Origin of the sequence: Kitasatospora purpeofusca (assembly GCF_034043715.1) — a bacterium.
GTDB lineage: Bacteria > Actinomycetota > Actinomycetes > Streptomycetales > Streptomycetaceae > Kitasatospora > Kitasatospora purpeofusca_A.
In genome coordinates this window covers 112758-125295 of the sequence record NZ_JAXCLC010000011.1, presented here as the reverse complement: position 1 = coordinate 125295, position 12538 = coordinate 112758, and the positions used below count along the sequence as shown (strand labels likewise).

At 69.4% G+C, this 12538-nt stretch carries 14 protein-coding genes; 8 read left to right on the top strand and 6 right to left on the bottom strand.

Translation table 11 applies throughout. From position 1 onward, the window contains the following. Positions 1-121: 121 nt before the first annotated feature. A complete protein-coding gene (locus SM793_RS08640; protein WP_320437473.1) occupies positions 122-2077 on the top strand; it encodes an ABC transporter ATP-binding protein in 1956 nt (651 codons plus the stop codon). 173 nt (positions 2078-2250) lie between these two features. After that, entirely contained in the window at positions 2251-2469 is a 219-nt protein-coding gene (locus SM793_RS08635; RefSeq protein WP_320437472.1) for a hypothetical protein, read from the top strand. 158 nt (positions 2470-2627) lie between these two features. Here SM793_RS08635 and SM793_RS08630 read toward each other — a convergent pair whose 3' ends face one another. Continuing rightward, a complete protein-coding gene (locus SM793_RS08630) occupies positions 2628-2933 on the bottom strand; it encodes a hypothetical protein (protein ID WP_320437471.1) in 306 nt (101 codons plus the stop codon). A 449-nt stretch (positions 2934-3382) separates the two neighbouring features. Here SM793_RS08630 and SM793_RS08625 point away from each other — a divergent pair, with 449 nt between their 5' ends. Further along, positions 3383-3883 (top strand): pyridoxamine 5'-phosphate oxidase family protein, encoded by a 501-nt coding sequence (locus SM793_RS08625; protein WP_320437470.1) that lies wholly within the window; start codon positions 3383-3385, stop codon positions 3881-3883. Positions 3884-4233: 350 nt separating this feature from the next. Here the strand turns inward: SM793_RS08625 and SM793_RS08620 are convergent, their stop codons facing one another. Next, a complete protein-coding gene (locus tag SM793_RS08620; RefSeq protein ID WP_320437469.1) occupies positions 4234-4728 on the bottom strand; it encodes an EF-hand domain-containing protein in 495 nt (164 codons plus the stop codon). A gap of 207 nt (positions 4729-4935) precedes the next feature. Next, positions 4936-5331: an ML domain-containing protein gene (locus SM793_RS08615; protein WP_320437468.1), complete on the bottom strand. Its 396-nt coding sequence runs from the start codon at positions 5329-5331 to the stop codon at positions 4936-4938. A gap of 679 nt (positions 5332-6010) precedes the next feature. Here SM793_RS08615 and SM793_RS08610 point away from each other — a divergent pair. Continuing rightward, positions 6011-6946 (top strand): nitrilase-related carbon-nitrogen hydrolase, encoded by a 936-nt coding sequence (locus tag SM793_RS08610; protein ID WP_320437467.1) that lies wholly within the window; start codon positions 6011-6013, stop codon positions 6944-6946. A gap of 246 nt (positions 6947-7192) precedes the next feature. Here the strand turns inward: SM793_RS08610 and SM793_RS08605 are convergent, their stop codons facing one another. Continuing rightward, a complete protein-coding gene (locus SM793_RS08605; protein ID WP_320437466.1) occupies positions 7193-7435 on the bottom strand; it encodes a hypothetical protein in 243 nt (80 codons plus the stop codon). Between the two features lie 71 nt (positions 7436-7506). On the opposite strand from SM793_RS08605, the gene SM793_RS08600 reads away from it, so the two are divergent. Both SM793_RS08600 and SM793_RS08595 read left to right on the top strand, forming a co-directional pair. Further along, a complete protein-coding gene (locus tag SM793_RS08600; RefSeq protein WP_320437465.1) occupies positions 7507-7956 on the top strand; it encodes a DUF6093 family protein in 450 nt (149 codons plus the stop codon). Further along, positions 7953-8384 (top strand): DUF6093 family protein, encoded by a 432-nt coding sequence (locus SM793_RS08595; RefSeq protein ID WP_320437464.1) that lies wholly within the window; start codon positions 7953-7955, stop codon positions 8382-8384. The genes SM793_RS08600 and SM793_RS08595 overlap by 4 nt, the downstream gene beginning before the upstream one ends. Before the next feature lie 56 nt (positions 8385-8440). On the opposite strand, the gene SM793_RS08590 is transcribed toward SM793_RS08595, so the two are convergent. Further along, positions 8441-9040, bottom strand: coding sequence for a hypothetical protein (locus tag SM793_RS08590; RefSeq protein WP_320437463.1), 600 nt, complete (start codon positions 9038-9040; stop codon positions 8441-8443). A gap of 526 nt (positions 9041-9566) precedes the next feature. On the opposite strand from SM793_RS08590, the gene SM793_RS08585 reads away from it, so the two are divergent. Beyond that, positions 9567-10805, top strand: a complete 1239-nt coding sequence (locus SM793_RS08585; protein ID WP_320437462.1) for a hypothetical protein — start codon at positions 9567-9569, stop codon at positions 10803-10805. Between the two features lie 105 nt (positions 10806-10910). Further along, entirely contained in the window at positions 10911-11621 is a 711-nt protein-coding gene (locus tag SM793_RS08580; RefSeq protein ID WP_320437461.1) for a hypothetical protein, read from the top strand. Positions 11622-12162: 541 nt separating this feature from the next. Here the strand turns inward: SM793_RS08580 and SM793_RS08575 are convergent. Next, positions 12163-12303: a hypothetical protein gene (locus SM793_RS08575; RefSeq protein WP_320437460.1), complete on the bottom strand. Its 141-nt coding sequence runs from the start codon at positions 12301-12303 to the stop codon at positions 12163-12165. Positions 12304-12538: the final 235 nt, after the last annotated feature.

Here is a 12538-nt window from a genome sequence, read left to right as displayed (position 1 = left end):
GCGTCGCTGCCATCCGAGCATGCCCGTCACCGGGTCGACAGCGCGCCACCGCGCCCTGCCGACCCGGTTCACCGGCCTGCCCACACGTACCTGCCGCCCAGCCGCCGAACCAGGGAGCAACGTGACCGAGACCAGCCAGACCACCGCCGAGGCAGCCGACACCCGGCCCGACGACGAACCCGAGCAGCACGACGAGGAGTTGCGCTACAGCTTCCCCGGCGACAAGCGGCGAGAAGTCGGCGAGTCCATCTCCACCCGCACCATGATCCGGCGCCTGCCGCAGCTGATCCGCCGCTCCCTCGCTCTCGCCTGGCACGCCGACCGCCGCTCCACCCTGCTGCTCCTCCTCGCCCAGGCCGCGAGCGGCGTGTTCGGGGCACTCGCCCTGTACGCGACCACCGGCACCCTCACCGCACTGCTACGTCCCGGCCCCGTGACCGACCATCTCCGCGCCGCCGCACCGTCCCTGACCGTCCTCACCGCCTCCGCCGCACTCCGGGCCGCCCTCGGCATCGCGGTCATGACGCTCGCCGGCCGGGTCGCGCCCCGCGTCAACCGCGAAGCCGACCTCGCGCTGATCGAGGCCGGGTGCTCCGCCGAACTGGCCGCCTACAACGAACCCGCCTACAACGAACGATGGGAGTCCGCCGACCGAGGAGCCGCCACCACCCCCGACCTGCTCGCCTCGGCGCAGGATGTCATCGCCTCCACCGTCTCCCTCATCGCCGCCGCAGGGGTCCTCGCCACTCTCAACCTGTGGCTGGTGCCGTTCCTCCTGCTCGGTTCGATCCCCGCCGGGCTCGCCGCGGTCCGCACCGCCCGCATCCACTACATCGCCACCATCACCACCAACGACGAACGCGCCGCCCTGCGCTTCTACCGCTGGTTCCTGATCGACAAGCAGCGAGCCGATCAGGTCCGCTCCGACCAGATCCTGCCGTTCATGATGGGGAAGTACCGCGCCGCCGAGGCCCGGATCGTCGCCATCACCGACCGGGCCGGCACCCAGGCCGCCCGGGTGTCGCTGCTCGCCGCACTCGCCACCGGCACCGGAGCGGCGCTGATGTGGGGCGCGCTGCTCGTCCTGGTCTCCACCGGCCGCATCGGGCTCGCCGCCGCCGGTTCCGCGACCTTCGCACTGCGCACCGCTGCGGGCGGCGTGCAGGGCATGGTCGGCAACGGCGCCAGGCTGTACAGGATGGGCCTCTACCTGGACGACTTCTTCTCGTTCCTGGACGAGGCTGGCGGCCACCGCATCGCCCGGGGCGACCTCGTCCCCGAACCGCCCAAGCGCATCGACGTGACCGCCCTGACCTACGCCTACCCGGGCGAGCAGCAGGACCCGGCGCTGCGCGGCCTCGACCTCACCCTGCACCAAGGCGAAGTCGTCGCTGTGATCGGGCAGAACGGCTCCGGCAAGTCCACCCTGCTCAAGCTCCTGTCCGGCCTCTACCTGCCCCAGCCGGGCGGCGGCCAGATCACCTGGGACGGCGTCCCGATCGGCGAGCTGGAAGCCGACGCGCTGTGGACCAACGTCGCTCGCGTCCCGCAGGAGTTCGCCCGCTGGCCCCTCCAGGCAGCAGAGAACATCCACCTTGGCCACCACGATGCCGACCCCCACCAGCCGGTGAAGGATGCCGCGGCGCTGACCGGCTTCGACGAGTCCGTGGCCCGGCTGCGCTCGGGCTGGCGCACGCTGCTCGCGCAGGGCTGGCAGGGCGGGGCCGAGCTGTCCGGCGGCGGCTGGCAGCGTGCGGCGGTCGCCCGCGCCTTCTACCGCACCCATCGCCGGCCTGGCCTGCTGATCCTCGACGAGCCGACCTCCGACCTCGACCCACGCGCCGAGCACAAGATCCTGCACGCTCTGCGCGACCTCGCACCGGGGCGGATCACCCTGCTGGTCACCCACAACCTCGCCAACGCCAAGCTCGCAGACCGCATCGTCGTCATGGACCAGGGCCGCATCGTGCAGACCGGCACCTGGCACGAGCTCGCCGACCAGCCCGACGGCCTCTTCAGGGAACTCCTCGACCTCCAGCAGGACCGGGCGCTGCCCGGCCAGCGCCGACCCGCATAGACCATCGCCGCCAACGACCCGACCAAGACGTAGGTCACTGCCCATGAATGACGTCCAGCCCGCTCGTCGGGCGCGCGGCCCGCCGTGCCGCCGCCTGCGAGCCCCGCGCAGCCCAGCGGCCGGCTCCGCAGCACTCCATGCCGATCAACCGAATCCGATCAGAAGTAGGAACCATGTCTTTGCGCTTCACCACCATCGCGGCCGCTGTCACCGCCGCAGGCCTTCTCGCCGCCCCGGTCGCCGTCGCCGCGCCCACCGACGTCGCCATCTGGGCGGCCCCGGCGGCATCCAGCCTCCCGATCTGGACGGCCCCGGAGGCGTCCGACATCGCGATCTGGGCGGCGCCGTCGGCAGCCGAGATCCCGATCTGGACGGCCCCGACGTCCGTCTAGGTTCCTCGACCGAAGAGCGCCCCGGACGCCGGACGGCGCTCTGAGTGACCTCCGGCATGCTGTCCCGGGAGCGGAACGTCCCACGCTCCTGCTCCCGGGGCAGCGGTCCGTCGGATCCCTGAGTGATCCGCTACGACTGCCCGGCCGGGGAATCCGGCCTACTGAGGGGGCTGGTTGCGGACCGGCTCGATCGTCGCCGGATCGAACACCAGGTGCCGCACCGGGGCGCTTCCGTCCAGGGAGGCCCGGACGGTCACCGTCCAACTGCTGCCGTCGGACGGTTGGTGCCAGGCGAGAAGACGCGCAAGATGCCAGCCTCCGTCCGCCGCCACCCATACCGGGAGCCACGGCGCGGGTGTGGTGTGCGTGCCGGGCTGCGGGGCCCCGATCTCTTCGGCATCACGGCCGGGCGGGCCTGCCGGGGGCGCCAGCTCGACGATCGCCTGCGGGTCGAAGCGCAGCACGGCGCGGTCCTTCGGATCCGGGCCCCAGATGACGCCCGCCTCCCACCATGCCTTAGGCCCGGGGTGCGGTATCCAGCGGTCGAGGATCCCGACGCGCCACCGGCCGTCGGCCCGCACGGAGACCGCCCGCCACGCTGCCCGGGCCGCAGGCTGAGCCGGGCCGCCGGGCGGTGTGGGCTGCGATGGTGACGCGGGTACGGACGTTGGCGGCTTCACTCCTCCATGATCGGCCACGGCCTGCCTAGACCGGACCTACGGGGCCCTCGGGCTGACGATGACTGTCGACTCAGGGAAATCCGCGCCCCGGAATGGCCACAGGACGGCTGCTGGGTGCGCCGTCTGGATGGTTCATTGTTCGAGCACCGGTCGACCGGGTACAGGCACATTGTCCGGCCCACGACAGCTGCGCGGGTCTCCACCAACGGGAGGTCGACCCATTGTCCTTCGCCATGACCACTGCCGAGCGCGAAGGCTTCCTGGCCGCGCCCCACGTCGGGGTGCTAGCCGTCAGCGGTAACGGCACGGAACCCGGCAGGGGCGTGCTCGCCGTGCCGATCTGGTACGCCTACCAGCCCGGTGGGCTGATCACGGTCATCACCGGCCGCGACTCGGCGAAGGCCCGCCTGATCCGGGCAGTCGGCAGGTTCGCGCTCTGCGCCCAGCAGGAGGAGGCGCCCTGCCGGTACGTGAGCGTGGAGGGCCCCGTCGTCGAAGTCGAGGGCAAGGTCGATCCGGCGGAACGGGCCGCGATGGCTCACCGCTACATGCAGCCGGAAGTCGCCGATGCCTACCTGGCGGTGACCATGGAGCAACTGGCCAAGGACATCACCATCAGGATGCGTCCGGAGCGGTGGAACAGCGCGGACTTCGCTGCGGTCGCTGCCCTCTTCACGGAGCCTGTCGTCGGGCAGGGCCAAGCCATCGGCTCGGCGACCCAGGTCCAGCTGTAGCTGGTCATCACACAGGGGTGAGTCTCCCGCCCGCTGGCCGCGACATTCCTGCCGGAGCCAGTGATCATCACGGCGTCCGCTTCCCGATCGACAAATAGGCCATCGACGTAACCAGCCCCTGGACCTACCGCTGACGAAGCGAGGTGCGGGAGGCGGGGCGTGCCGGGACTGGACGACGGCTGGGGGGCAGTGACGCACTGCATGCTGGCACGGACGTTCCAAGCGGCCGGTAGGGTACGAAGCGCCGTCCCCGCCTTGATTCCCGGCTGCCGGGCGGGCCGAGCCTGTCGGCCGGTCATACACGTCGGCCGTGCCGGCGGTGGTCGGCACGGCCGACGGCGCGGGCTGTCCTACTGGGCGGTGTAGGACTGCTTGACGTGCTGGGCGCACTCCTCGCGGGTGAGGAAGCCGTCGCCGTCGGAGTCGACCTGCTGGAACTCCTGGAGGGCCTCGACCTGGGAGAGGCCCTTGGCCTGCTGCCAGGTCAGCCACTCCGCGATGGAGATCCTGCCGTCGTTGTCGGCATCGGCCGTCTCCAGGGCGGCGAGCTCGAACGGGATGGCGACCTGGTCGAGGAAGTCCGCGCGGCGGTAGGCGGCGACGAATTCCCGGGCGGTGACCTTCCCGTCCCCGTCCGCATCGGCGCCCTTCTGCAGCGCCTGCCACATCTGGTTGCCCAGATCGGTCACCCGGCGCCAGTGCGCAGAGCCGGGCACGGCGCCGAACTGCATCAGCGTCCGCTGGACCATCTGGTCGAGGTCAACCTGCTCGATCACCCCGTCACCGTCGCCGTCGACCTGCCTGAACATCGCCTGGAAGCGGTCGCGCTCCGTCTGAGTCACCACAGACCCCACCTGTTCCCTTCGTAGCCCGGATAGATGCCGTTCGCCAACGTCCCACATGCCCCGCACGTACGGCGGGCATCACGCCGTCGATCACCCAAAAGGACCACTACCTCCACCTCCCCAGGCCCCCTCAAACCGGCGCTCGGCGCACAGTCGGCCCACGCCGAGCGCCGCCGGCAGGGAGATGCGCGAGCTCACCAGTTGGGGCTAGGACTTTGAGAAGTCGGCCGTGAACCCCAGGCAAAAGGCGTCCTCCTCGGCGCCTGTGTGGGCATCGACCGTGATCTTGAGCTTGGCGGGTGGAATCTCCCTCGCCAGCCAGCGGGACAGTTCCAGGGTGAAGGGGCCGGTCTTCGTGGGCACCGAGGCGCCCCACTCCGCGAGAAACTCCGACAGCAACTGGCGCTTGTGGTGGATCTTGATCAGTCCGAGCTTCACGGCGAGGACGACATAGGTCTCGGCGTCGGGAACCGCACGGAGCTGCCCAAGGACCTTGATCATCACGTCCCTCCCCGGAGTAGGCGGGTCCGGGGTCACCGTGATGCTGTCGATCTGGAAGACATCAGTCGGGAGTCCCTGGTCTTCGTAGCTCCAGTCGGCCATGTGCACATCCTTGGAACGGAGCCACCGAGGACCGGTGGCAGGTGTACTGCTCACCATGCCGACCGGCTCGGCGAGGCATCGACGCAATGCCGACCACTTCACTCGATCAGGTGTTCTCCGCCTCGCGGTGTTTGAGGGTGGAGCGTCTCGGAACTGACCGAGAACGGGGCGGCACACGCAGAAATGGAGACTGAGTCATCGGTGACCGGCTGCCCGGTCCGGCCGACGGGTGAGCTGGAACACCGGCGACGCGGCTGACGAGACCCACCACGGCCTCGGGCCTGGCTCCATGCCTGCCGGCCGCACCGGAATGCGAGGGGCCCGGCGCGACCTTGGGCCCCTTTCTGCTGCTGTGGCTACCGGGTGCTGCACATCACGTAGAGGTCGATGGCGAATGGGTCGTCGGTCCAGGCACCGACCTGAACCCACCAGCCGTCACGGGAGGCGCCTCGCTCGCCAGGCCGGGCCTGGAGTGACAGCGGCCACCATGGTTCCCCCGTGGACGGCCAGCGCCGAGGTCACTCCCTGTGATCGAAAGTAGGGATGGCTGTTCTGGAACCTCATGTCGGCTGAGCCCGATGCGGGCGGGACGTGGGTCTTGGTGTCTGATGGCGTGGTGAATCGTTCTTGCTGGGGTGGCGGTCGCCTGGACCGCCCTTCACTCAGGGACCTCCTGTTGATGACCCAGCCTGTCCGTGTCGTGTTCCGCTCCGCTTCGCGCACCGCGCCCGCCGTCGGCGAAGGGCTGCGGGTGGCCCTCTACCAGGGCCAGGGCCCGGTCGGCACACGACAGGCGGTGGAGCAGAACCTGGAGCGTCTGATCGAAGTGACGGTGCTGGCCGCGGACTACGGCTGCCAGGTGGTGGTGTTCCCGGAGAAGTACACCACCGGTTACGCGATCGGCCCCGAGGAGTGCCGCGAGCTGGCCGAACACCACCAGGGCCCCTCGGTCGAGCGCGCCCGGTTGGCGGCCAAGGAGAACTCCTTGGCCGTGGTACTGCCTTATCCCGAGCGCGACGGAACCGACTTCTACGACTCGATCAGCGTGATCGCCGCCGATGGGCTGGTAGTGGCGAACTACCGCAAGACCCACCTGTACGGGGCCGCCGAGCGGCGCAACTACTCCTTCGGCCAGGACCTGCCGCCGGTGGTCGACATGAACGGCATCGCAGTAGGGGTGCTCAACTGCTACGAGTGCGAGTTTCCGCCGCTGTACCAATACCTGGCCGGGCACGGCGCGCAGGTCGTGCTCGGACCCACCGCGGCCGACGGGCACTTCCGGCTGGCCGACGGAACCATGAGCCAGGTGCCCTACCAGGACGCCACCCGCCACATCATCCCGGCCATGGCAAGCATCTGGCGCCTGTTCGTCGCCTACGCCAACCGCCGTGGCTGGGAACAGGTCCCCGCCGGCTCCTGGCAGTACCAGGGCAACTCCGGCATTTGGGCACCCGACGGCGAAGCCCTGATCGCCGCCACCGCCGAGGACCGCCAGCACGACTGCCTGCTGATCGCCGACTGCCTCCCCGGCACCGTCCCGCCGTTCAGCCCCGAAGGCCACCACCCCAGCGACAACCGCCTCGCCCTCAATCCCACCCTGCAACCCACCCGCTAAGGCCAAGCACTGGTACACAGAACACCCCACTACCACCGCTACACAGCGTGCCCAATGGCGGCGAAATATCTCCCCACTCGCTGGCCGCCAGTGGGGAGATAACTGGCCACTATCACTTGGAGGCGGCCAGGACACGATCCGGCCCGTCTCCGCCGAGCCATGAGCAGTGGCATGCGGTCCGATAACTGTCCTCATACGGAACTGTCCGAAAGGCGGGGTGCGGACAGTTCTTCCTCTCGCGGAAGCTCAGGTGAGTGGGTCCGCGTCGGAGTCGAGAGCGAGGGCGGTCCACCACGGCTGCTCGGGCTGCTCCTCCCACTCGTGCAACCGGTCCCGGTGGAGGACGGGGCCGGTGCCGTCCGCCCGCTCGCGGTGGCGCGGCGGGCGCAGGCAGTGGCCAAGGCCGGGGCCAGTGCGGGTGTCGGCCGGGCCTTCGTGGCCGCACGCCGGCCACGTGCCGGTGACCGCCAGGTGCTCGCTGCTGCTCATGCCGCCGATGCTAGCCCTGGGCTGCTGCCGTCGGCGGGGGATTTGTCGGCCGTGGTTCCTAGGCTCGGATCATGACCACCCCCACCACCGAACCCGGCTCCGGCATGCCCGCGACCAGCGGCGTTGCCGCCATCGTGGAGCGCCTGCTCCTGACCGAGGAGGTCCGGCTCTCCGCGCCGGGCCCCCAGATCTTCGACCCGAACACCGGCCAGTACGTCCCCGGCCCGGACGTAGTCGCTTACGAGGGACCCGGACTGCACCGCGCGGCCGGTGGGCCCGGCGTCGTTCTGCGGCTGGAGGGCCAGCCGTACAAGGACGACGGTGACGGCCGCTACCTCCTCTTCACCCCGATGACCGCGCCCGTCGCGGCGGAGGCCAACACGGTGACGATCGTGAAGAGCACCGACCCGGCCGCTGTCGGCCGGACCTTCAAGATCCTCGACCCGGGGGAGACGGGCGCCCTGTCCGTCGTCCGGCAGACGTGGATGCGGATCGAGAAGACCAGCGGCGGTGCGGCGTGAGTACCCCTACCGCGCCGGTGGACCTCGAAGCGGTCCGGCAGGTCCTGGAGAGCACCGTGATGGTGGACGAGGTGCGGATCAGCAGGCCGACCGGCACCCCCGTGCTGGACGTCGTCACCGGGCTGGTGGGGCCCGCACCGACGACCACCGTGTGGCAGGGCGCCGGAGCGGTACTCTCCGCGCACGGCCTCGCCGCGGTCGAGCACCTGGTGGGCGGCCGGTGGCTGGAGGACACCGCATCCTGGTACGGGCTGGTGACCCCGCTGTCGGCGCCGCTGCCGCAGCGCGGCGACCTTGTGACGGTCGTTGCTGCGAAGAGCCCGACGGCCGGTACTGTCGGCCGGACTTGGCAGGCCCTGGATCCGGGCGAGGCGAGCACCGTCGCGGTCGCACGGGTCACGCGAATCGACGAGTTCGTGGCCGTGTAAGTTCGGCGCGAGGGCTGGCGTTTAGCGCGAGCCAGCCCTCCCGTCGAGTTCGCGTATCAGCTGCTACCGGTGTCCCCGCTCGCCTCACCGATCTGGTGCTCGACCCAGCGAAGCAGCTCGTCCTCCCCGGCTCGGGCCTGCTTCTGCCGTTCCCACTCATGGAACTGCACCTGATCCTCGGTGAGGCCGTACTTCGCATCCACCATGGCCACTAGTTCGCAGACGCGATCGAAGTCGCCGTCCGGATACTCCTCCCGCCGGTAGCTCGGCTGGTGAAAGAGAGTCCTAAGGATTTTGTGCAGGCCCGTTTCGTGGGAGCGCGCGTCGAGAAGTTGGTTCGAGATCCAGGCGTCGACGAGCCCGTGCCCATTGGCGTGGTACTCATTGAGGTGGGTGGCGATGCGGCTACCAACACCTCCCGCTGTCCCGACCTTGATCCGCCTGTGCGTTCCTTCCACGGAGAGGACGTAGATCCGGCCTCCCACTGTCTCGTAGTGGTTCCGGGTCCGGGCCCATGCGCGTGAGAGGACAGCTTCCTCTACTGCGGCCGCCACGGCCGGGAGCGCGTACGGGGAGAGCTGGCCGGCACGTAGAAGTTGCACGTACTCGCTGCGCTGCTTCTCAAGTTCACATGAGAGCGGTTCGAGTTGAGCCATGCCCCGATTCTCTCCAAGGCAGCTGCCCCCGTCCGGCAGACTGCTGGCAGGCCAGCAGGGAACGTCCGGGTCCGGCTCCGCGGAAGAATCCCCGCCGCCGCGAAGATGCCAACTGCTGGCACGGTCGGCCGGACCTGGCAGGCCCTCGACCAGGGGGAGGCCAGCACCGTAGCCGTCGCCCGGATCACCCGCCTGGACGAGATGATCACCCCAAAGGTGGCTGGCGGGCCCGGCGGGCGAAGCCGGCCTGCTGGGCCTCCGGGCCGCGGACGGGATCTTCCCGCACACCGAAACGACCCGGACGCCGAGTTCCGCCAACTTCTTTGCTATGTCGTGTAGTTGGCGAATTTGCGGAGCGGAGGGTACCGGTCCTCCGTCGTGATTGCGCCACGTTCAGGGCCGTTTCGGCCGACCCTCGTTGGGTGATTCCTTAGGGCGGTGAGTGCACGTAGCTTCTGTCGTGGCCCGTGGGCCCGACTGCGTGGGGCAGTCGTTGGACCACGCGGGCATCCCGAGGAGCCCAGCCTTGAAACTGCGCACCCTTGCCACAGCCGCTGCGGCCGCGGCTCTCATCGTCTCCGGGATCGGCACCGCCGACGCGTCCCCGGAGAAGCCGGTGGCACCCAGCGCCGCCAGCGTCCAGACCACGACCAAGGAGAAGGCCAACAGCCCTGCTCCCAAGCCCGGCCGCCCGCAGGCGCTGGCCGCGACGTCCGAGTGTGCGCCGGTCGTCGAGGGCAGGACATCCTGCCTGACCGTCACGACCCCGCACGCGGGACTGAAGCCGACCAATGCCCAGGAAGTGCCCACAGCGGTTCAGGCCCTGCAGATCCCGAAGTGGTGCATCGACCACGCCTATCAGGGAGTTTATGGCCTGCGGAACGAGGCGTGCGAGGTCAACGGTCTGACGTTCACCACCTACCGCATCACCAACGGGACGCGCACCGTCACCGGTGAGGCCCAGATGAATGTGATCAACTACGAGTTCACCGACAAGGGCGGGCCGACCTGGGCGCACCAGATCGAGGTCTCCGCCTACCTCGGGTGGGGCGACGCGATCACCGCGACCGTCGAGGGCACGGCATCGGCCAGCGGATCGTGCAACCGCGCCAACGCCACGTTCCCGGCACAGGGCCTGTCGCCGACCGGGAGCTGGCGCATCGGCGAGGCGTACTACGGCACCACGGCCACGGCGCCGGGTGCCATCGGCTTCTGCACCACCAACTGGCAGCTCACGTTCCGGGCGGCCGGCTACGACCCTGCGACGGCCAACTACGGCCGGGACAATGTGCGTTGCGACAACGCGACCGGAGGGAACCCGTACACGGGGTGCGTCGTGCCGTGGTACCCGTCACCCGCTTTCTACCGTCAGGCCAACACTCCGGAACTGGCCAGGCACGTCTCGCTCGCCCAGGCGTCCGGTCTTCCCGGCGCCACCTTCGAGGCGCCGCTGACCCGCACGACGGACCCCGCCGTCTCCGGGCCGAACCGGACGATGGCATGCGGTGACGCCCCCAGCATTCCCGACAAGAGTTGCGACGAGTATCCGCTTGCCACCAGTCGGCAGGGCCTGACAGCCGGCGGAACCCGCCGCACGTTCGATAACTGCTCGTTCGGCCTGCCCCAGCAGAGCGGCCCGACCGGCGTCAGTGTGTGCATGATCAGCAGGAACGAACAGGACTCGCAGGGCGGAACCATGTCGCAGTTCTACCGGTGGGAGCGGGTACTTGACGGCGACCCCTTCAGGGTGCTGGTTATAGCCTGACCCGCCGTGGGCCCGGTCCGAAAGCTTGGCGCGGTTCGGGCCCACAGTCCGGCGGGTGGCCCGCCGAACCCCCTAATCTGGAGCCAGTTCCGAGAGGAGTGCCCCGTGCCGACCAACACCCCGGTCCTCGTCCACGTTTCCGACCGATCCTTCGGCCTGCTGGACGCCGGCCTTATCCCGGTCGGCCCGGAAGACGACTACTCCAACGGCCTGGTCATCACCATGACCGCAGGTGCCCGCATCCACACCGGTATCCACACCGGGCCGGCGCGTGCGTACGTCACCGCTCTCACCGCCCGCCCCGACGACGGGGAAGGCCCGGACCCGCGTTGGAGCGAGGTCATCGAGGCCAGCGTCCACGCCCCGCGCGGGAATCTGCGCGTCGACTCGCTGTCCGACGGCCCGGTGCCCGGACTTCCCCTCCTCAGCGCGCAGGGCCCGGGCTGGTACCGCATCCTCGTCAAGGCCCGCGGCCGGGACACCGCACCCGACAGCGTCGTCAGCTCACCCGTCGAGGACTACGAGATCACCATCTGGCCCGAGCAGCCGTCCCCCTCGCACATCCTCCAGGCCCAGGACCAGTGCGGCCACGGCCTGAGACTGGCAGCCAGCCGCCGCCCCGCACCTCCCCCCCAAGCACCCTCCGACCCCTACGGCAGCACCGACGAGGAGCAACGCCAGGCCGCCAACCTCGCAAGGCTTCGCGCCATGGGCACCTCGCCCTCGTCACACCCGGAACCGGCCGCGCAGCCGTGGAAGCCCGGGCCGGACCAACCCGCACCCCGGCCGCCTTGGGCGGACGACCCTCGACGGTAGGCCGCCGGCTTCCCTGGCGTCGCACCCGTGCGATCGGCTGTGGCTTCCGGAGTGCACGGCGACCTGGTGACCGTCGTCGCGGCGCGGTCCCCGACCGGCGGGACGGTCGGCCGGACCTGGCGGCGAGATCTTGCCCGCTTTCACTCGTCGGCGGCGCGGCGCGGAGCCGCTCCGAAGGGCGGCTCACCGGCCTGCTGCTAATGCATCACCGCTGGTCAGGGCTTTCGCGAAAGAGTGAAAGAGGGACGCGTCTTTGGCCCTTCAAGTCGCCACTCTTTCAGCCTAACGGGCTCCGGGGTCTTATCGAAAGAGTGGATTGGTTAGCGCGGATTGGCGGCCGGATTGGCTGGGGTTTTACCCCGCGAGAAAGGTATAAACGATTAAAAAGTGGTAACCTTCTACGTGTCCCGCAAGGGAGATCCACGTACATGAAGGAGGCACCCTGCTGCTGGCCGCGGAGCCAACGGGCGGCAGGGTGCCTCAGCGGGTGTGGATCGGAGCTCGGGTGTTCGCGCACCCGGGCTCCCTCTATGGCTCGGCGCTAGCCCCGCAGTACGCGGATGCAGGCATGCGCCATCTCGGCGACCTGGCCGCAGCAGACGATGATCGTCAGTGCCTCGGCGGTTCGCTTAAGCCATGTCCACACCGGCTGACGCTTGTTCGAGTCGTCGCCGGTGTCCAAACCCGTTCACCTCCTCTCTGCGTAGAGAAGGTTGCAGCCCTGCGTTAAGCCGGGCGTGCCGAGAATAGCACTTCTGGTGTGGGCTTCGCGGTCGCTGCGGGGAAAGATCGGAGGCTTCTCGGGAATCGACGTGCCTAATACTCTCAAGTTTTGTGAGCCATAGGGTGCAGGGTTCCCGGAATCAGAGCAGATTGCAGTCGGTCCGGCCAGAAGGCCGCAGAGAAACCTCCTTGCT

Bases quoted from the DNA above. Each gene is read 5' to 3' on its own strand.
- SM793_RS08600 (WP_320437465.1), top strand. From the start codon at position 7,507: ATGACCACCCCCACCACCGAACCCGGCTCCGGCATGCCCGCGACCAGC.
- SM793_RS08615 (WP_320437468.1), bottom strand. From the start codon at position 5,331: ATGGCCGACTGGAGCTACGAAGACCAGGGACTCCCGACTGATGTCTTC.
- SM793_RS08635 (WP_320437472.1), top strand. From the start codon at position 2,251: ATGTCTTTGCGCTTCACCACCATCGCGGCCGCTGTCACCGCCGCAGGC.
- SM793_RS08590 (WP_320437463.1), bottom strand. From the start codon at position 9,040: ATGGCTCAACTCGAACCGCTCTCATGTGAACTTGAGAAGCAGCGCAGC.
- SM793_RS08625 (WP_320437470.1), top strand. From the start codon at position 3,383: ATGACCACTGCCGAGCGCGAAGGCTTCCTGGCCGCGCCCCACGTCGGG.
- SM793_RS08605 (WP_320437466.1), bottom strand. From the start codon at position 7,435: ATGAGCAGCAGCGAGCACCTGGCGGTCACCGGCACGTGGCCGGCGTGC.
- SM793_RS08610 (WP_320437467.1), top strand. From the start codon at position 6,011: ATGACCCAGCCTGTCCGTGTCGTGTTCCGCTCCGCTTCGCGCACCGCG.